This window comes from Aquitalea sp. (assembly GCF_030150775.1).
Taxonomy (GTDB): Bacteria; Pseudomonadota; Gammaproteobacteria; order Burkholderiales; family Chromobacteriaceae; genus Aquitalea; species Aquitalea denitrificans.
In genome coordinates, this window is sequence record NZ_JASLFG010000060.1 from 1 (window position 1) to 17,041 (window position 17,041).

The 17,041-nt window shown below is 59.2% G+C and carries 19 protein-coding genes; 10 read left to right on the forward strand and 9 right to left on the reverse strand.

Annotation, left to right across the window (positions count from 1 at the left end):
• Positions 1-160 precede the first annotated feature (160 nt).
• The 9 genes from QVF59_RS20190 to iscR form a co-directional block, all read right to left on the reverse strand.
• Positions 161-787 (reverse strand): glutathione S-transferase family protein, encoded by a 627-nt coding sequence (locus QVF59_RS20190; RefSeq protein WP_287882292.1) that lies wholly within the window; start codon positions 785-787, stop codon positions 161-163.
• A gap of 167 nt (positions 788-954) precedes the next feature.
• A complete protein-coding gene (gene iscX, locus QVF59_RS20195) occupies positions 955-1,149 on the reverse strand; it encodes a Fe-S cluster assembly protein IscX (protein WP_159875025.1) in 195 nt (64 codons plus the stop codon).
• Between the two features lie 77 nt (positions 1,150-1,226).
• Positions 1,227-1,568 carry an ISC system 2Fe-2S type ferredoxin gene (gene fdx, locus QVF59_RS20200; RefSeq protein WP_159875026.1) on the reverse strand — a complete coding sequence of 114 codons (342 nt, stop codon included), beginning with the start codon at positions 1,566-1,568 and terminating at the stop codon, positions 1,227-1,229.
• A 9-nt stretch (positions 1,569-1,577) separates the two neighbouring features.
• Entirely contained in the window at positions 1,578-3,437 is a 1,860-nt protein-coding gene (gene hscA, locus QVF59_RS20205) for a Fe-S protein assembly chaperone HscA (RefSeq protein ID WP_287882296.1), read from the reverse strand.
• 58 nt (positions 3,438-3,495) lie between these two features.
• Positions 3,496-4,029 carry a Fe-S protein assembly co-chaperone HscB gene (hscB, locus tag QVF59_RS20210; RefSeq protein WP_287882298.1) on the reverse strand — a complete coding sequence of 178 codons (534 nt, stop codon included), beginning with the start codon at positions 4,027-4,029 and terminating at the stop codon, positions 3,496-3,498.
• A gap of 79 nt (positions 4,030-4,108) precedes the next feature.
• Positions 4,109-4,432 (reverse strand): iron-sulfur cluster assembly protein IscA, encoded by a 324-nt coding sequence (gene iscA / locus QVF59_RS20215; protein ID WP_159875029.1) that lies wholly within the window; start codon positions 4,430-4,432, stop codon positions 4,109-4,111.
• Between the two features lie 11 nt (positions 4,433-4,443).
• Positions 4,444-4,827, reverse strand: coding sequence for a Fe-S cluster assembly scaffold IscU (iscU, locus tag QVF59_RS20220; RefSeq protein WP_124642521.1), 384 nt, complete (start codon positions 4,825-4,827; stop codon positions 4,444-4,446).
• A gap of 68 nt (positions 4,828-4,895) precedes the next feature.
• The gene (locus tag QVF59_RS20225; RefSeq protein WP_059286361.1) at positions 4,896-6,113 is read right to left on the reverse strand and encodes an IscS subfamily cysteine desulfurase; all 1,218 of its coding nucleotides are present in this window, start codon (positions 6,111-6,113) and stop codon (positions 4,896-4,898) included.
• A 27-nt stretch (positions 6,114-6,140) separates the two neighbouring features.
• Positions 6,141-6,635, reverse strand: coding sequence for a Fe-S cluster assembly transcriptional regulator IscR (iscR, locus tag QVF59_RS20230; RefSeq protein ID WP_159875031.1), 495 nt, complete (start codon positions 6,633-6,635; stop codon positions 6,141-6,143).
• Positions 6,636-6,977: 342 nt separating this feature from the next.
• On the opposite strand from iscR, the gene QVF59_RS20235 reads away from it, so the two are divergent.
• The 10 genes from QVF59_RS20235 to trxA all read left to right on the forward strand — a co-directional run bounded on the left by QVF59_RS20235 (position 6,978) and on the right by trxA (position 16,875).
• Positions 6,978-8,099 carry a beta-ketoacyl-ACP synthase III gene (locus tag QVF59_RS20235; protein WP_287882304.1) on the forward strand — a complete coding sequence of 374 codons (1,122 nt, stop codon included), beginning with the start codon at positions 6,978-6,980 and terminating at the stop codon, positions 8,097-8,099.
• Between the two features lie 176 nt (positions 8,100-8,275).
• A complete protein-coding gene (locus QVF59_RS20240) occupies positions 8,276-9,874 on the forward strand; it encodes an ABC transporter substrate-binding protein (RefSeq protein ID WP_159875033.1) in 1,599 nt (532 codons plus the stop codon).
• 441 nt (positions 9,875-10,315) lie between these two features.
• Positions 10,316-11,344, forward strand: a complete 1,029-nt coding sequence (locus QVF59_RS20245) for an ABC transporter permease subunit (RefSeq protein WP_159875034.1) — start codon at positions 10,316-10,318, stop codon at positions 11,342-11,344.
• Between the two features lie 17 nt (positions 11,345-11,361).
• Positions 11,362-12,285 (forward strand): ABC transporter permease subunit, encoded by a 924-nt coding sequence (locus tag QVF59_RS20250; protein WP_287882307.1) that lies wholly within the window; start codon positions 11,362-11,364, stop codon positions 12,283-12,285.
• Between the two features lie 10 nt (positions 12,286-12,295).
• Positions 12,296-13,267 carry an ABC transporter ATP-binding protein gene (locus QVF59_RS20255; RefSeq protein ID WP_062790234.1) on the forward strand — a complete coding sequence of 324 codons (972 nt, stop codon included), beginning with the start codon at positions 12,296-12,298 and terminating at the stop codon, positions 13,265-13,267.
• Complete coding sequence (locus QVF59_RS20260; protein WP_287882310.1) at positions 13,267-14,238, forward strand: peptide ABC transporter ATP-binding protein; 972 nt, start codon at positions 13,267-13,269, stop codon at positions 14,236-14,238. The genes QVF59_RS20255 and QVF59_RS20260 overlap by 1 nt, the downstream gene beginning before the upstream one ends.
• 179 nt (positions 14,239-14,417) lie before the next feature.
• The gene (coaD, locus tag QVF59_RS20265) at positions 14,418-14,942 is read left to right on the forward strand and encodes a pantetheine-phosphate adenylyltransferase (protein ID WP_159875035.1); all 525 of its coding nucleotides are present in this window, start codon (positions 14,418-14,420) and stop codon (positions 14,940-14,942) included.
• A 117-nt stretch (positions 14,943-15,059) separates the two neighbouring features.
• On the forward strand, positions 15,060-16,010 hold the full coding sequence (locus tag QVF59_RS20270; protein ID WP_159875036.1) for a class I SAM-dependent methyltransferase: 951 nt from the start codon (positions 15,060-15,062) through the stop codon (positions 16,008-16,010).
• 16 nt (positions 16,011-16,026) lie between these two features.
• Positions 16,027-16,359, forward strand: a complete 333-nt coding sequence (locus tag QVF59_RS20275; protein ID WP_287882313.1) for a 5-carboxymethyl-2-hydroxymuconate Delta-isomerase — start codon at positions 16,027-16,029, stop codon at positions 16,357-16,359.
• A 153-nt stretch (positions 16,360-16,512) separates the two neighbouring features.
• Entirely contained in the window at positions 16,513-16,875 is a 363-nt protein-coding gene (gene trxA, locus QVF59_RS20280) for a thioredoxin (protein ID WP_089085915.1), read from the forward strand.
• The last annotated feature ends 166 nt before the right edge of the window (positions 16,876-17,041 follow it).

A 17,041-nucleotide genomic window follows, 5' to 3' on the forward strand; every position in this document is an offset into this window, starting at 1 on the left:
TGGCGGTGACGGTGGTCTTGCCGCTGCCGCTGCCGCCGGCAACGCCGATAATGAACGGGGTAGTCATGCTGTAAGCCTCTTGCTGCAATAACGCATAAAAAAACGCGCCATTCTAATGAGTTATGGCGCGTTGTTCCATCAAGAATGCGGCGTTTTCGGCCTATTGTGCTTCAGCTTGGGCGGCGGCATGCCATTCCTGCATGGCAGGGAGCTGCTGCATGTGTATGGCATAGTCAGCGGCCAGGCCTGGCAGGGCAATGTGGTAGCTGGCAAAGCGCCACACGACCGGGGCAAAGAAGGCATCGGCAATGGTGAAGTGGCCAAACAGGAAGGGACCATTGCCCTGGTATTGCTGGCGCAGGCTGTCCCACAGGCTGATGATGCGGTTGATGTCCGCTTGTGCGGCCGCGCTTGGGACAAAGCCAGCGTGGTCGCTGCATACATCCATTGGCAGTTCACTGCGTAGAGCCTGGAAGCCGGCGTGCATTTCTGCCACGGCAGAGCGGGCGGTGGCGCGGCTGGCGATGTCGTCCGGCCATAGCCCGGCCGCAGGGAAGCAGTCGGCCAGGTATTCGCAGATGGCCAGGCTGTCGGCGATGTGCAGTTGCTGGTCGATCAGCAGCGGTACCTTGCCTGCCGGATTACAAGCCAGAATGCGGGCCTTGCTGTCGCTGGCAGTGAGGTCGATGTGCTTTTCCTCGAAAGGTTCGCTCAGCATTTTCAGTACCAGCCAGGGGCGCAGCGACCAGGACGACAGATTTTTATTGCCGATGATCAGGGTATACATGGTTCAGGCTCCATGACGACACCGCCATGTGCTGGCGGCAGGGTAGGGGGGATGAGTCATCTTATAGCAGCCCGTCATGGGCAGCCAGCCTGGTGGGGAGTAGGGAGTCGTGTGGGGCAATGAAGAAGCCCGGCTTGGCCGGGCTTGGTGCTGGTGTGTGGTCGTACTTATTCTGCTTCGTCTATCCAGGCTTGCTGGATAGCTTCCAGCACGCGCTCGCCGCCACGGCTGTGGTCGTCGTCAAAGTCGGGCAGGGCGACCACCCAGTTGTGCAGGTCGACAAAGCGCACGGTCTTGGGGTCGATATCCGGGTAGGTTTCCACCAGTTCGATGGCGATGTCGTTAACGTCGGTCCATTTCATCTCGTTCTCCTGCGTTCCTGCACGATGCACGAAACCCTGCAGCCCGCACCGGGCCAAGGCGTTTCATGGTGTGTTGCTTAATGGTGCTCGCGGGCGTGGTTGATGGTGTAGCGCGGAATTTCCACCACCAGGTCTTCCTCGCCAATCACGGCCTGGCAGGACAGGCGCGATTGGGATTCCAGTCCCCAGGCCTTGTCCAGCATGTCTTCTTCCAGCTCGTCTGCTTCGCTCAGCGAATCGAAGCCCTCGCGCACGATGCAGTGGCAGGTGGTACAGGCGCAGGACAGCTCGCAGGCGTGTTCGATTTCGATATCGTGTTCCAGCAGTACTTCACAGATGTTCTTGCCGGTTTCGGCGTCGTCGATCACAGCCCCATCGGGGCAGAGGTCGGCGTGGGGCAGCACAATCAGGCGTGGCATGGGTTGTCCTTATAGCTCGGCAATGTTCTGGCCCTTGAGTGCGCGCTGGATGTTGCGGTCCATGCGGCGGGCGGCAAAGTCTTCGGTGGCCTTGTTCAGGCGATGGGTGGCCTGGTTGACCGCCAGCGTGGTCTGGCTGGCAACGGCGGCTTGCAGTTCTTCCAGCACCAGGCGGATGGCGGCGGTTTCGTCGGCGGACAGCAGGTCGCCGTCGATTTGCAGTGCGGTGAGGGTGGCGTCGCGCAGGCTGTCGGCATCGACAATGGCCTCGCGCAGCTTGCGTGCCTCGATGTCGTCCTGCACATGGGCCAGCGAGTCGCTCAGCATCTGGCTGATGGCGTCGTCGGACAGGCCGTAGGAGGGTTTGACCTCGATGCTGGCTTCCACACCGCTTGTCATTTCGCGGGCAGATACCGCCAGCAGGCCGTCGGCATCCACCTGGAAGGTGATGCGGATGCGGGCGGCTCCGGCCACCATGGGCGGAATGCCGCGCAGCACGAATTGCGCCAGGCTGCGACAGTCGGCCACCAGTTCGCGCTCACCTTGCAGTACGTGGATGGACATGGCGGTCTGGCCATCCTTGAATGTGGTGAATTCCTGTGCCCGCGCTACCGGGATGGTGCTGTTGCGCGGGATGATTTTTTCGGTCAGGCCACCCATGGTTTCGATGCCCAGCGACAGCGGAATCACGTCCAGCAGCAGCCATTCGTCCTCACCCTTGTTACCGGCCAGTACATTGGCCTGGATGGCAGCACCCAGTGCCACTACCTTGTCCGGGTCCAGATTGGTCAGCGGCGGCTGACCGAAAAAGTCGGCCACGGCTTTCTGGATATGCGGCATGCGGGTGGCACCGCCCACCATGACCACGCCCTTGACGTCGTCGGCAGTGATGTCGGCATCGCGCAGCGCCTTGCGGACCGGCAACAGGGTTTTGTCCACCAGGGTTTTGGTGATGCGGCGGAAGGTGTCCTGATCCAGTGTCAGGTCGATGGCATGGCCGTCGGACAAAATGGCGGTGATGCGGGTATCGCTGTGTTCGGTCAGCGCTTCCTTGGCTTCGCGGGCGCGGGTCAGCAGCAGGCGGGTGTCCTGGGCGGACAGGCCGTGCAGGTCGGCCTGCTCCAGAAGCCAGCAATACACGCGGTGGTCGAAGTCGTCGCCGCCCAGGGCGGAGTCGCCGCTGGTGGACAGCACTTCAAATACACCACGGGTGAGTTTGAGAATGGAAATGTCGAAGGTACCCCCGCCCAGATCGTATACCACGTAAGTGCCTTCGGCCCCGTTGTCCAGGCCATAGGCAATCGCAGCTGCAGTGGGTTCGTTCAGCAGGCGCAGCACGGTGAGGCCGGCCAGACGGGCGGCGTCCTTGGTGGCCTGGCGCTGGGCGTCGTCGAAATAGGCCGGTACGGTAATCACGGCACCGGTCAGTTCACCGCCCAGGGCGGCCTCGGCGCGCTGAGCCAGCTGGCGCAGGATGTCGGCGGACACTTCAACCGGGCTTTTCACGCCGGCGGCGGTGTGCAGTTGCACCATGCCGGGTGCGTCGACAAAACGGTAGGGCAGGCTGCCGGCGTCCTTGAGGTCGGACAGGCCGCGGCCCATGAAGCGTTTTACCGAAGTAATGGTGTTGTGCGGGTCATGGTTCTGCTGGCGCTGGGCGTCGTGGCCCACTGTGGTGCTGCCATCTTCCTGGTAGCGCACTACGGAGGGCAGCAGGCTGCGACCGAATTCGTCGGCCAGTACGATAGCAGAGCCGCTTCTTACCGTGGCCACCAGTGAATTGGTGGTGCCAAGGTCGATGCCTACGGCCAGGCGGTGCTGGTGTGGTGCGGCGGACAGGCCGGGTTCGGCAATTTGTAGTAGAGCCATGACGGAATCTTTATTGTTGTCGCGTGAGCGGTAACATCAGGTGCACAGGGATGGCGACCTAGCCCAGCAGGGTTTCGATGGCGTCGCCGATTTCCTGGTCGAGTTTTTCCAGAAAGCGCAATTTTCGCACCATCAGTGCAGCGGCGTCCAAATCTGCCGCTTCATCCAGTGCCGTGGCCAGATCGGCCACCAGTGCGCGGTTTTCCTGGCGCAAGCTGGCTGATAGTGCTTCCAGTGCTTCTACCTTGCCGGCGTCGCGGGCTTCTTCTATGTTTTCGCGCCATTCCATCTGCGCCATCAGGAAATCCACCGGCATGCTGGTGTTGGTTTCTTCCTGGGTGTCGCGGCCTTGCAGGGCCAGCAGGTAGCGGGCACGGCGCAGCGGCGATTTAAGCGTCTGGTAGGCTTCGTTGACGCGGGTGGCCTGCATCAGCGCCATGCGTTTTTCGGCATCGGGGCTGCTGGCGTAGCGGTCGGGATGCACGGTAGCCGCAGCGGCACGCCAGGAGTGTTCAAGTTGCTGGCTATCAAGCACAAAGCGGCGCGGCAGGCCGAACAGCTGAAAGAAGTCCTGGGAGAATTCGGTAGTCATGGCCTTGGGCTACGGGACTGCAGGGTGGCAACCGGACCGCCGCTGGTGGCAGCCCGGCTCAGGGAACGACAGACGGCGATCAGACGTTGAAGCTTTCGCCGCAACCACATTCGTTTTTCACGTTGGGGTTGTTGAACTTGAAGCCTTCGTTCAGCCCTTCCTTGGAGTAGTCCAGTTCGGTGCCGTCCAGATAGGCCAGGCTCTTGGCATCGGTAAATACCGTCACACCATTGCTTTCGAAGGTGATGTCCTCATCGGTCGCCGCATCGACAAACTCCAGCTTGTAGGCCATGCCGGAACAGCCGGAGGTTTTCACCCCCAGGCGGATGCCCAGGCCCTTGCCGCGTTTGGCGATGAACTGGCTGACGTGATTGGCTGCACTTGCCGAAAGGGTGATGGCCATGTCTGCGCTCCTTACTTGCCGTGTTTTTGCTTGTAGTCGCTCACTGCCGCCTTGATGGCGTCTTCAGCCAGGATGGAGCAGTGGATCTTCACCGGCGGCAACGCCAGTTCTTCGGCAATGGCGGTGTTCTTGATTGACATGGCTTCATCCAGCGATTTGCCCTTCACCCATTCGGTTACCAGGGATGATGAGGCAATGGCGGAGCCACAGCCGTAAGTCTTGAACTTGGCGTCTTCAATCACACCGTCGGCGTTTACCTTGATCTGCAGCTTCATTACATCGCCACAGGCCGGCGCACCAACCATGCCGGTGCCTACGGAGTCATCACCTTTTTCGAACGAGCCCACATTACGCGGGTTTTCGTAGTGATCCATCAGTTTGTCGCTGTATGCCATGATTCTCTCTCCTGCTGACGGAAGCGCGGCTGTCATGAGCCGAGCGCTCCCGCAAAATCATTGATAGTTCAGTGGGCGGCCCACTGTACCGAATTCAGGTCTACGCCTTCCTTGAACATTTCCCACAGTGGGGACAGTTCGCGCAATTTGCCGATTTTATCTTTCAACAGCGCAATGGCGAAGTCGATTTCTTCTTCGGTAGTGAAGCGGCCCAGGGTGAAGCGGATGGAGCTGTGTGCCATTTCGTCGTTGCGGCCCAGGGCGCGCAGCACGTAGGACGGCTCCAGCGAAGCCGAGGTACAGGCCGATCCACTGGAAACCGCCAGGTCCTTGATCGCCATGATCAGGCTTTCACCTTCAACAAAGTTGAAGCTGACATTGAGGTTGTGCGGTACGCGCTGGTCGATGTCGCCATTGATGTACACCTCTTCCATGTCCTTGATGCCGTTCCACAGACGGTCGCGCAGCATGCGGATGCGTTCGCTCTCGCTGTCCATTTCTTCACGGGCCAGGCGGAAGGCTTCGCCCATGCCGACAATCTGGTGCGTCGGCAGGGTACCGGAGCGGAAACCGCGCTCGTGGCCACCGCCGTGCATCTGGGCTTCCAGACGGACGCGCGGCTTGCGACGCACATACAGTGCGCCAATACCCTTCGGGCCGTAGGCCTTGTGGGCGGACAGGCTCATCAGGTCCACTTTCAGCACATTCATGTCCATCTTGACCTTACCCGGCGCCTGGGTGGCGTCGACATGGAAGATGATGCCTTTTTCACGGCAGATTTCGCCGATTTGCGGAATGTCCTGGATCACGCCGATTTCATTGTTGACGTACATCACCGACACCAGAATGGTGTCCGGGCGGATGGCTGCCTTGAATTCTTCAATGTCGATCAGGCCGTTTTCCTGCACCCCCAGATAAGTCACTTCGAAGCCCTGGCGTTCCAGCTCGCGACAGGTATCCAGCACGGCCTTGTGTTCGGTCTTGACGGTGATGATGTGCTTGCCACGGCTCTTGTAGAACTGGGCGGCGCCCTTGATGGCCAGGTTGTCGGACTCGGTGGCACCGGAGGTCCAGACAATTTCCTTGGGGTCGGCATTCAGGAGCTTGGCCACTTCCGCCCGCGCATTCTCTACCGCCTCTTCCGCCGTCCAGCCAAAGCTGTGGCTGCGCGATGCCGGGTTGCCGAATTGCTCGGTCAGATAGGGAATCATCTTGGCGGCAACACGGGGATCAACCGGGGTGGTGGCTGAATAGTCGAGGTAGATGGGAAGCTTGAGCTGACTCATTATCAATTCTCCGGGGATGCGGTGCGCTTACAGTGCGCTGGAGGCGGAGGCAGTCGCACGGGGGCTGCTTTCGCGCTTGTCCTGCATTACATTGTTTTCTTTGGACGCTGTTTCCTTGGCGCGTTGCTTTTCAACCAGGCTGCCCAGGGTAACCTTGGCCAGATAGTCGAAAATGGTGGCGTTCAGGTTGGTCCACAAGTCGTGGGTCATGCAGCGGTGGTTGTCATGACAGTTTTCGCGTCCGCCGCACTGGGTGGCATCAACCGGCTCATCCACGGCGGCAATGATGTCTGCCACGGAAATTTCGGACGGGATGCGGGCCAGCGTGTAGCCGCCGCCGGGGCCGCGTACGCTGTCAACCAGTTCGGAACGGCGCAGTTTGCCGAACAGCTGTTCCAGATAGGAAAGGGAAATGCTCTGGCGCTCGCTGATGCCAGCCAGGGTCACCGGGCCATTGGCTTCGCGCATGGCCAGATCCAGCATGGCGGTTACCGCAAAGCGGCCTTTGGTGGTGAGACGCATGATCTTGAACTCCGATGGGTGGTTGGGATGATTATACCCAATTCCCGACTAAATTTGTCAACTATTAATGGCGGGTGTCGACAAGTCTGCTAGCTGCCCCGGATTGACCTACGGCGTGGGGCTGGCAAACGGCAGCAAAGTTGAGCATTTTACTAGGTTTATCAGCGCTCGGGGGGTTTAATTGCAGGACAAAACCGGGCTTGGTGTATGATTCGAGCAAACGCCCGTTTACATGGGTGCCATCACAGGTGCCGCTTGTTGCATGCAAGGATTGTGTTATCCGGCCAGGCCGGATGTGGCAGCCTGCCAGCGGCGGTGTCTTTGTCAGAGAGAGACAGGGAAATGAAGAAAGTGGTCATCAGCGGGTCCGGCCTGTTTACGCCCCCGCATGCAGTCAGCAATGAAGAACTGGTCGTTGCCTTCAATCTGTATGTTGCTGGCTGGAATGCACAGCATGCTACCGAAATTGCCGCCGGAACCGTGGCGGCACTGGCCGAATCCAGTGCCGAATTCATCGAGAAGGCATCCGGTATCAAGCAGCGTTTTCTGATGAACAAGGATGGTGTGCTGGATCCGGCACGCATGGCGCCTTATCTGCCGGAACGCGGTAACGATGTATTGTCCGTCCAGGCTGAAATGGGCGTGGCGGCGGCCACCGCGGCGCTGGCGCAGGCGGGCAGGACGGCGGCTGACATCGACATGGTGCTGGTGGCTTGTTCCAATATGCAGCGCCCTTATCCGGCGGTGTCCATTGAAATCCAGCAGGCGCTGGGTGTGCAGGGCTATGCCTTCGACATGAATGTGGCCTGCTCGTCCGCCACCTTCGGCATCCAGACTGCGGTCAATGCCATCCAGAGCGGCCAGGCACGCGCCGTGCTGGTGATCAGCCCGGAAATCTGCTCGGCCCACCTCAATTTCCGCGACCGCGACAGCCATTTCATTTTTGGTGATGCCTGCACTGCTCTGGTGCTGGAAGCTGCCGGTTCGGCCACCTCGGCCGAGCAGTTCGAGATTCTGGGTACCCGTCTGGCCACTGTGTTTTCCAACAATATCCGCAACAACTTCGGCTTCCTCAATCGCTGTGACGAGCAGGGCATTGGTCAGGTCGACAAATTGTTTGTGCAACAGGGCCGCAAGGTGTTCAAGGAAGTGTGCCCGATGGTGGGCGAGCATATCGTGCAACATCTGGAACAGCTGGGCATCCAGCCGCAGCAGGTCAGCCGCTTCTGGCTGCATCAGGCCAACCTGGCGATGAACCAGCTGATTGCCCGCCGTGTACTGGGCCGTGATGCCACCGCGCAGGAAGCACCGGTGATTCTGGATCGCTACGCCAATACCAGCTCGGCTGGCTCGATCATTGCTTTCCACCTGTGCCGCGATCGCTTGGCACCAGGCGATATCGGTGTCATTTCCTCGTTTGGTGCCGGTTACTCCGTTGGCAGTGTTGTGGTGAAAAAGTGCTAGTTTTCTGCTGACAACGGCTGTGCATGCGCAATAAATGATCAGAAATGCGAGAGGGGTGCTTGTCAAACTGCCCCTCTCTGCATAATGTATCCGACCAAAGCCGCCCACAAGGCGCTTCAGAAGATCGGACAATCGATAACAATCACGAAGTCTGTACAAAGGAAAAGGAAAGAACAATGCAAGCTGCAAAGAAAATGCTGCTGGCCGCCGGCCTGATCGCCTCGGCCTCGATGGCTGCACAAGCTGCAGGAACGCTCGTATATTGCTCTGAGGGTAGCCCGGCCGGTTTCGACCCGGGTCAGTACACTACTGGCACCGACTTCGATGCCTCTGCCGAAACCGTATTCAACCGCCTGGTGCAATTCCAGCGTGGCGGCACCAAGGTAGTACCGGCGCTGGCGGAAAAGTGGGATGTGGCCGCTGATGGCCTGTCCTATACCTTCCATCTGCGCAAGGGCGTAAAGATTCAGACTACTGACTTCTTCAAGCCGACGCGTGACTTCAGTGCGGATGACGTGGTGTTCACCTTCGACCGCATGCTCAACAAGAACAACGCCTTCCGCAAAGCCTACCCGACCGAATTCCCGTATTTCACCGATATGGGCATGGATGAAAACATCACCAAGGTGGAAAAGCTGGACGCCAATACCGTCAAGTTCACCTTGAAGAACATCGATGCGGCCTTCCTGCAAAACCTGGCGATGAGCTTTGCCTCCATCCAGTCGGCCGAATATGCCGACAAGCTGTTGAAGGCTGGTACACCGCAACTGCTGAACCAGCAGCCGGTGGGTACCGGTCCCTTCATCTTCAAACGTTACCAGAAAGATGCGCAGATTCGCTTTGCCGCCAACAAGCAGTACTGGGACAAGGCCGACGGCCCTAAAGTCGACAATCTGGTATTTGCCATCACCACCGATCCGTCCGTGCGTTACCAGAAGCTGAAGGCCGGTGAGTGCCAGGTTACCGCCTACCCGCGTCCGACCGACATCGCTGCCATGAAGGCCGACAGCAAGCTGAACGTGATTTCACAGGCTGGCTTCAACCTGGGCTATCTGGCCTACAACGTGAAGCACAAGCCGATGGACAAGCTGGAAGTGCGTCAGGCACTGGATATGGCAGTCAACAAGAAAGCCATCATCGACGCCGTATACCAGGGTGCTGGCCAGGCTGCCACCAATCCGATGCCGCCGACCCAGTGGTCTTATAACAAGAGCCTGAAAGACGCCCCGTACAGTGTGGAAAAAGCCAAGGCGCTGCTGGCCAAGGCCGGCTACCCGAATGGCTTCGACATCACCCTGTGGGCGATGCCGGTGCAGCGTCCGTACAACCCCAATGCCAAGCTGATGGCCGAAATGGTACAGGCTGACTGGGCCAAGATCGGCGTCAAGGCCAAGATCACCACCTACGAATGGGGTGAGTACATCAAGCGCGCCAAGGCTGGCGAGCACGATGCCATGCTGATTGGCTGGACCGGTGACAATGGTGATCCGGACAACTGGCTGGGTACTCAGCTGGGTTGCGAGGCCATGAACGGCAACAACTTTGCCAAGTGGTGCTACAAGCCGTTTGAAGACCTGCTGCAGAAAGCCAAGCGCACCACCAATGTGGCCGAGCGCACCAAGCTGTACATGAAGGCGCAGGAAATCTACAAACAGCAGCTGCCTTACACCACTGTGGCTCACTCCACCGTGGTACAGCCGATGTCCAAGTCGGTAGTCGGCTTCAAGGTAAGCCCCTTCGGCCTGAACTCCTTCTATGGCGTCAGCCTGAAGTAATCCTGTTTGCTTCCCGACAGGGAAGTTGCTGATATCGGGGGCGTAAGCCCCCGATGTTTTGCATGGAGCACGGCGCTATCTTTACGTCAGATAAAGAAATGCCGTTACCGGTGAAACCGGCCGGGAGTGTCTGTCAGAAGGAATGCAGTAAAACGGAAACAGCGGTGGCGTGCGAACGTGGACTGGCAGGCTTGACCTGTATCAAAGGCGCGGCCTTGGGCGGGTGTTATTGTCTACTCCGTCGAGGCGAAGGCGTGGCTGATGTAGGTGGGTGGTTCAGCCGGCGTCTTCTGCCCGACACCTTACTCCCGTTTTCCTGCGCTGTTCTCCGGCTTGTTTCTCCTTATCGTTTCCATGACATTCCCATCCATGATCTGGGTCTGAAATAACGGCGTCCGTCTGCCATGCTGTAAGCAGGCCGGATGCACGGGAGAAGTACGTATGTTGTCTTTCATTTTCCGTAGGCTGGGTTTGCTGATTCCCACGTTCTTCGGCATTACCTTGCTCACCTTCGGCCTTATCCGCATGATTCCGGGCGATCCGGTGGAAGTCATGGTGGGTGAGCGCACGCTGGACCCGCAAATGCATGCGGATGCCATGCACCGCCTGGGTCTGGACAAGCCGCTGTACGCGCAGTATGTCGATTACATCAGCAATTTGCTGCATGGCAATCTGGGCGAATCGCTGGTCACCAAGACCAGCGTATGGGCCGAATTCAAGACCCTGTTCCCCGCCACGCTGGAACTGGCGCTGGCTGCCATGGCTTTTGCTGTGGTGTTCGGCCTGTTGGCTGGCGTGATTGCCGCCATCAAGCGTGGCTCCATTTTCGACCATGGCGTGATGGGCATTTCGCTCACCGGTTTTTCCATGCCGATTTTCTGGTGGGGCCTGATCCTCATCATGTTCTTCTCGGTCAAGCTGGGCTGGACGCCGGTTTCCGGCCGGCTGGACCTGGCATTTGACATCACGCCGCGCACCGGTTTCATGCTGATCGACACCTGGCTGGCCGAAGCGGCCGATCCGTCCGCCAATGCCGGTGCTTTCAAGGACGCGCTGATGCACCTGATCCTGCCGGCCATCGTGCTGGGCACCATCCCGCTGGCGGTGATTGCGCGGATGACCCGTTCCTCCATGCTGGAAGTGCTGCGTGAAGACTATGTACGTACCGCACGGGCCAAGGGCCTGTCGCCGGTGCGGGTGATCTTTGTGCACACCCTGCGCAATGCGCTGATTCCGGTACTGACGGTAATCGGCCTGCAAGTGGGTACGCTGATGGGTGGCGCGGTGCTGACCGAAACCATCTTCTCCTGGCCTGGCATCGGCAAGTGGCTGATCGACGCCATCAGCCGCCGCGACTACCCGGTGGTGCAAAACGGCATCCTGATCGTGGCCACGCTGGTGATCATCACCAACTTCATCGTGGACATTCTGTACGGTGTTGCCAATCCGCGCATCCGTCACGCCAAATAACGCTTGCAGGTATCGTCATGACTAATGCAAACATGCAGAACGCTGCCGTGCCCGCCGAAGATGCGGCACTGAGCTATCCTTCGCCGTTCAAGGAATTCTGGCAGGGCTTTTCTTATAACAAGGGCGCGGTTGCCGGCCTGATCTTCATGACCATCGTGGTGCTGTGCGCCGTGCTGGCCCCGCTGGTGGCACCGTACAGCCCCATCGAGCAATACCGCGACCACCTGCTGACGCCCCCGGCCTGGCTGGAGGGTGGCTCCAGCGCCTTTCTGCTGGGTACGGATGAACTGGGTCGTGACATCCTGTCGCGTCTGATTTATGGCGCTCGCCTGTCGCTGTTCATCGGCCTGTGCTCGGTGCTGCTGGCCATGCTGCCCGGCGTGGTGCTGGGCTTGCTGGCGGCCTTCTTCCCCAAGGTGCTGGGCGGGGTGATCATGCGCGTCATGGACATCATGATGGCCTTGCCGTCCTTGCTGCTGGCGGTGGCCATCATGGCCATCCTGGGGCCGGGCCTGGTGAATGCCATGATCGCCATTGCCACGGTGTCCCTGCCCGCCTATGTGCGCCTGACCCGTGCTTCGGCCATGACCGAACTGAACCGCGACTATGTCACCGCTTCGCGCGTGTCCGGTGCTGGTCTGTTCCGTCTGATGTTCAACACCGTGCTGCCCAACTGCATGGCACCGCTGATCGTGCATGCCACCATGAGCTTCTCCTCCGCCATTCTGGAAATTGCCGCACTGGGTTTCCTGGGGCTGGGCGTGCAACCGCCCACACCGGAGTGGGGCACCATGCTGGCCTCTGCCCGTGATTACATCGAACGTGCCTGGTGGGTGGTGTCGCTGCCTGGTCTTACCATTTTGCTGTCGGTACTGGCCATCAACCTGATGGGTGACGGCCTGCGCGATGCGCTGGATCCGAAACTGAAGCGCGCCGCCTGAGGAGGGAAGTATGAGTCTGCTGGAAATCAAGAACCTCTCGGTGGAGTTCGGTTCGGAAAAAAATCCCTTCCGCGCAGTGGAAGGACTGGACCTGAGCGTCAATCAGGGCGAAATCGTCGGCATCGTCGGCGAATCCGGTTCGGGCAAGTCCGTCACCATGATGGCCATGATGGGCCTGCTGGAAGGACAGGGCCGCATTGTGGCGGACACCCTGCAATTTGATGGCAAGAACCTGCTCACCATCTCGGCGCGCGAGCGTCGCAAGATTGTCGGCAAGGATATCGCCATGATCTTTCAGGACCCGATGACCTCGCTCAACCCCAGCTACACCGTGGGTTACCAGATCATGGAAGTGCTGAAGATCCACCAGGGCCTGCGTGGTGCCGCACTGAAGCAGCGCGCGCTGGAACTGATGGAAATGGTGGAAATTCCGGCGGCGGCCAGCCGGCTGAATGCCTATCCGCACCAGTTGTCGGGTGGCATGAGCCAGCGCGTGGTGATTGCCATGGCCATTGCCTGTAATCCCAAGCTGCTGATTGCCGACGAGCCCACCACCGCACTGGACGTGACCATCCAGGCGCAAATCATGGACTTGCTGGTCAATCTGCAGAAAAGCCAGAACATGGCGCTGATCATGATTACCCATGACCTGGCCGTGGTGGCCGAAGTGGCGCACAAGGTAGCGGTGATGTATGCCGGGCAAGTGGCGGAAATGGCCAAGGTGCCGGGCATCTTCCGCACCCCGACTCATCCGTATACCGAGGCGTTGCTCAAGTCCATCCCGGAACACAGCAAGGGCGCGCATCGCCTGTCCACCCTGCCTGGCATCGTGCCGGGGCAGTACGACCGGCCAAGCGGCTGCCTGTTGTCTCCGCGCTGTCCCTATGTCCAGGACAAGTGCAAGGCCCAGCGACCGGGCCTGACCGCCATTGACGGTGGCGTTGTACGCTGCCACTACCCGATTACGGCCAAGGAGGCATGATGAGTACCGTATTGCAGGCACGGGACCTCACCCGTTATTACGATGTGGCCCAGGGTTTTTTCAAGCCGTCGGCACAGGTCAAGGCGCTGAACGGCGTATCGTTTGAACTGCAGGCAGGCAAGACGCTGGCGGTGGTGGGCGAATCCGGCTGTGGCAAGTCCACGCTGGCACGCCAGCTGACGCTGATCGAGCCGCCGACTTCCGGTTCGCTGCTGCTGGACGGGCAGGATGCCGCCACGGCCGGCAAGGCCGAACTGAAAGCCATGCGCACCAAGGTGCAGATGGTGTTCCAGAACCCCTACGCCTCACTCAACCCGCGCCAGAAGATTGGCACCCAGTTGGGCGAGCCGCTGGACATCAATACCAGCCTGTCCGCCAGCGAGCGGGAAGAGCGCGTGCGCGCCATGATGACGCGGGTCGGTCTGCGTCCGGAGCACTACTACCGCTATCCGCACATGTTCTCCGGCGGCCAGCGCCAGCGTATCGCCATTGCCCGCGCCATGATGCTCAACCCCAAGATCGTGGTGGCGGATGAGCCCACCTCGGCACTGGACGTTTCCATCCAGGCGCAGGTGCTCAATCTGTTCATGGATTTGCAGGAAGAGTTCAACACCGCCTATGTGTTCATCTCGCACAATCTGGCGGTGGTGGAACATGTGGCGGACGAGCTGATGGTGATGTATCTGGGCCGTGCGGTGGAGGTGGGGGCCAAGGAAAAGATTTATTCCCGGCCGCTGCATCCTTATACCCAGGCGCTATTGTCCGCCACACCTTCCATTCACCCGGAAGACAGGCGCATCAAGATCAAGATCCAGGGGGAATTGCCCAGCCCGCTCAATCCGCCGTCCGGCTGCACCTTCCACAAACGCTGCCCGTTTGCCAATGAACGTTGCCAGCAGGAAGTGCCGGAATTGCGTGCGCTGGACGAGCGCATGATTGCCTGCCATCACGCAGAGAACATTAATAGCTGAACCATTCCGGTGCATCTTGTGTTGCAAAGGCCGGCTTCGCGTCGGCCTTTCTTGCTTCTTGCACCAGAATGTTCTGCAATCATGATGTAAATGACGCAAAACCCTACTGTTATGCCGCATTTTTGGCGCACTGCAACAAAAATGCCTTTACCCTCCCACTACTGCACGATACAGTCGCCATGGCACACACATCCAAAGGAAAACGAGAAGTGAAAAGAGCCGTGTATGCCGGAAGTTTCGACCCGGTCACCAACGGTCACTTGTGGATGATTCGCGAAGCCGTAGAGCTGTTCGACGAACTCATCGTGGCAGTCGGCGTGAACCCGGAAAAACACTGTACCTTCAGTGTGGACGAGCGCGTGGACATGCTGCGAGCCGTCACACGTGGCTTCAGCAAGCTGCGGGTGGATGTATTCGAAAACCAGTTTTTGGTGAACTACGCCCAGAGCATTGGTGCCAACTACATCATTCGCGGTATTCGCACCGCCAGCGACTACGAATACGAACGCACCATGCGTTACATCAACTCCGACCTGCACCCGGACATCACCACCATCTTCCTGCTGCCACCGCGGGAATATGCCGAGGTGTCCTCCACCATGGTCAAGGGCCTGGTCGGCCCGCGTGGCTGGCAGAACATGATTCGCCAGTATCTGCCCGAGCCGGTCTATCGCAAGCTGATCGCCATGTACCAGCCGGAATAGGCGGTCAGGCGGGACTTGCTGATGCGCGCGCCGGTCGCTTATGCTGGCGCGCGTTTTGTTTTTGTCCGAATGAATTACCCGGCAGTGCCACACCGGCTGCTGTCGCCAAGGAATGATATGGTCGATGTCTCCGCCTTTGCCAACCGGCTGCAGAAAAACTACAAGCACTACGCCAAGTGGGCCTCCCGTCAGGGGCTGGATGCCTGGCGTGTCTACGACAAGGACGTACCGCAGTTTCCGCTGGCGGTAGACCTGTACGGCGACCGCGTGCATTTGCAGGAGTACGACACCGGCTGGGAAATGGAAGACGAGGTCTATCAGCAATGGATTGCCGCCATTATGGTTGCCATCGCCGCTGTCACCGGACGCGATGAATCCGCCATCACCCTGAAAAGCCGCCGTCGTCAGAAGGGCGTCAGCCAGTACGAAAAAGTGGGCAAGCTGGGTGATGATTTCATCGTGCAGGAGTTTGGCCAGCGCTTCATCGTCAATCTGGATGCCTATCTGGACACCGGCTTGTTTCTTGATCACCGCAACACCCGCAAACGCGTGCGTGAAGAAGCCGCCGGCAAGCGATTTCTCAATCTGTTTGCCTATACCGGCAGCTTTACCGTCTACGCCGGTGCCGGCGGTGCAGTCAGTTCCGAAACAGTGGACATGTCCAATACCTATCAGGACTGGTCGCGCCGCAATTTCGAGCTGAACGGACTGGACCTGGCCCGCCATCAACTGGTGCGTGCCGATGTCTTCCAGTATCTGGAGCAAGCAGTGGACGAGGGCAAGCAGTTCGACCTCATCGTGATGGACCCGCCCACCTTCTCCAATTCCAAGAAAATGCTGGATATCCTGGACGTCCAGCGCGACCACGTCTGGCTCATCGACTACGCCATGGCGCTGCTGGCACCGGGCGGTACCTTGTACTTCTCCAATAATCTGCGCAGCTTCGTGCTGGACGAACGCCTGGCCGAGGATTATCACATCCGCGACATCAGCGGACAGTCCGTGCCGGAAGACTTCCGCAACCGCAAGATCCACCAGTGTTACCAACTGAAAAAGAAAGCCAGCTGACATGCCGCAAATCATCATGCAATACAGCAGCGGACTTAAGCTGGATGTCCCCGCCACCTTGCTGGCCATCAATCAGGCATTACTGGCTAGCGGCCAGTTCCAGGCAGAAGACATCAAGAGCCGGGCCATCCTGTTGCAAGACTGGCTCACCGGCACCACTCCGGGTAGCGCCCCGTTCGTGCACCTGCAACTCCATATCCTGAGCGGTCGCGACCTGCCCACCCGCCAGCAACTCTCCGACAGCCTGCTACCCGTCTTGCAACAACAGATTCAAGGCCCCACCGGCACTCAGCTTTGTGTGGAAGTCTGTCAGATGGAACGCGACAGCTACCGTAAATGCTGGCTGTAATGCCGCAGGCAGAGCAAAAGGCTCACGACAGTGGGCCTTTTTTCTGTCTGAAGCCGCGGCAAACCGGCGCACTGCTCTTGTAAAAGCCACTACGCATCCCATCTTGCTGCTACCACCTATCTATATATGCCGGTTACCGGCAAGGAGCGCAGCATGGCCACCATCAATATCACCGGCAGCAGTTTCAATGAAACCGTCGACAAGGGCGGCATCGTCATTCTGGATTTCTGGGCCGAATGGTGTGGTCCGTGCAAGATGTTTGGCCCGACCTTTGACGCCGCTGCGCTCAAGCATCCCGACATCGTGTTTGGCAAAATCAATACCGAAGAAGAACAAGAACTGGCTGGCCATTTCCAGATCCGCTCCATTCCCACACTGATGGCACTCAAGGACGGCATCATCGTCTTCAACCAGGCTGGTGCCATGATGCCGGCGCAGCTGGAAGAGTTGATCAAGGCACTGCGTGATCTCGACATGGAAAAGGTCAAGGCAGATATCGCCGCACAAGAAGAATGATGACCGTGCTTGAACGCACGCCATGCAAAAAGCCCGGCCCCGCCGGGCTTTTTGCTGCCGGTGGCAGTGCGCTGACCAGCTTTTTGCGCCAGTTTCCCCCGTTGATCAGTAGCAGGCTGGACTGCGGTGCGCCGCCGCCTGTGCACCCGCAGCAAAATAGTCATGA

Bases quoted from the DNA above. Each gene is read 5' to 3' on its own strand.
- QVF59_RS20245 (WP_159875034.1), top strand. From the start codon at position 10,316: ATGTTGTCTTTCATTTTCCGTAGGCTGGGTTTGCTGATTCCCACGTTC.
- QVF59_RS20255 (WP_062790234.1), top strand. From the start codon at position 12,296: ATGAGTCTGCTGGAAATCAAGAACCTCTCGGTGGAGTTCGGTTCGGAA.
- QVF59_RS20225 (WP_059286361.1), bottom strand. From the start codon at position 6,113: ATGAGTCAGCTCAAGCTTCCCATCTACCTCGACTATTCAGCCACCACC.
- hscB (WP_287882298.1), bottom strand. From the start codon at position 4,029: ATGACTACCGAATTCTCCCAGGACTTCTTTCAGCTGTTCGGCCTGCCG.
- iscU (WP_124642521.1), bottom strand. From the start codon at position 4,827: ATGGCATACAGCGACAAACTGATGGATCACTACGAAAACCCGCGTAAT.
- QVF59_RS20240 (WP_159875033.1), top strand. From the start codon at position 8,276: ATGCAAGCTGCAAAGAAAATGCTGCTGGCCGCCGGCCTGATCGCCTCG.
- hscA (WP_287882296.1), bottom strand. From the start codon at position 3,437: ATGGCTCTACTACAAATTGCCGAACCCGGCCTGTCCGCCGCACCACAC.
- coaD (WP_159875035.1), top strand. From the start codon at position 14,418: ATGGCACACACATCCAAAGGAAAACGAGAAGTGAAAAGAGCCGTGTAT.
- iscA (WP_159875029.1), bottom strand. From the start codon at position 4,432: ATGGCCATCACCCTTTCGGCAAGTGCAGCCAATCACGTCAGCCAGTTC.
- QVF59_RS20270 (WP_159875036.1), top strand. From the start codon at position 15,060: ATGGTCGATGTCTCCGCCTTTGCCAACCGGCTGCAGAAAAACTACAAG.
- QVF59_RS20275 (WP_287882313.1), top strand. From the start codon at position 16,027: ATGCAATACAGCAGCGGACTTAAGCTGGATGTCCCCGCCACCTTGCTG.
- trxA (WP_089085915.1), top strand. From the start codon at position 16,513: ATGGCCACCATCAATATCACCGGCAGCAGTTTCAATGAAACCGTCGAC.
- iscR (WP_159875031.1), bottom strand. From the start codon at position 6,635: ATGCGTCTCACCACCAAAGGCCGCTTTGCGGTAACCGCCATGCTGGAT.
- iscX (WP_159875025.1), bottom strand. From the start codon at position 1,149: ATGAAATGGACCGACGTTAACGACATCGCCATCGAACTGGTGGAAACC.
- fdx (WP_159875026.1), bottom strand. From the start codon at position 1,568: ATGCCACGCCTGATTGTGCTGCCCCACGCCGACCTCTGCCCCGATGGG.
- QVF59_RS20190 (WP_287882292.1), bottom strand. From the start codon at position 787: ATGTATACCCTGATCATCGGCAATAAAAATCTGTCGTCCTGGTCGCTG.
- QVF59_RS20235 (WP_287882304.1), top strand. From the start codon at position 6,978: ATGAAGAAAGTGGTCATCAGCGGGTCCGGCCTGTTTACGCCCCCGCAT.
- QVF59_RS20250 (WP_287882307.1), top strand. From the start codon at position 11,362: ATGACTAATGCAAACATGCAGAACGCTGCCGTGCCCGCCGAAGATGCG.
- QVF59_RS20260 (WP_287882310.1), top strand. From the start codon at position 13,267: ATGAGTACCGTATTGCAGGCACGGGACCTCACCCGTTATTACGATGTG.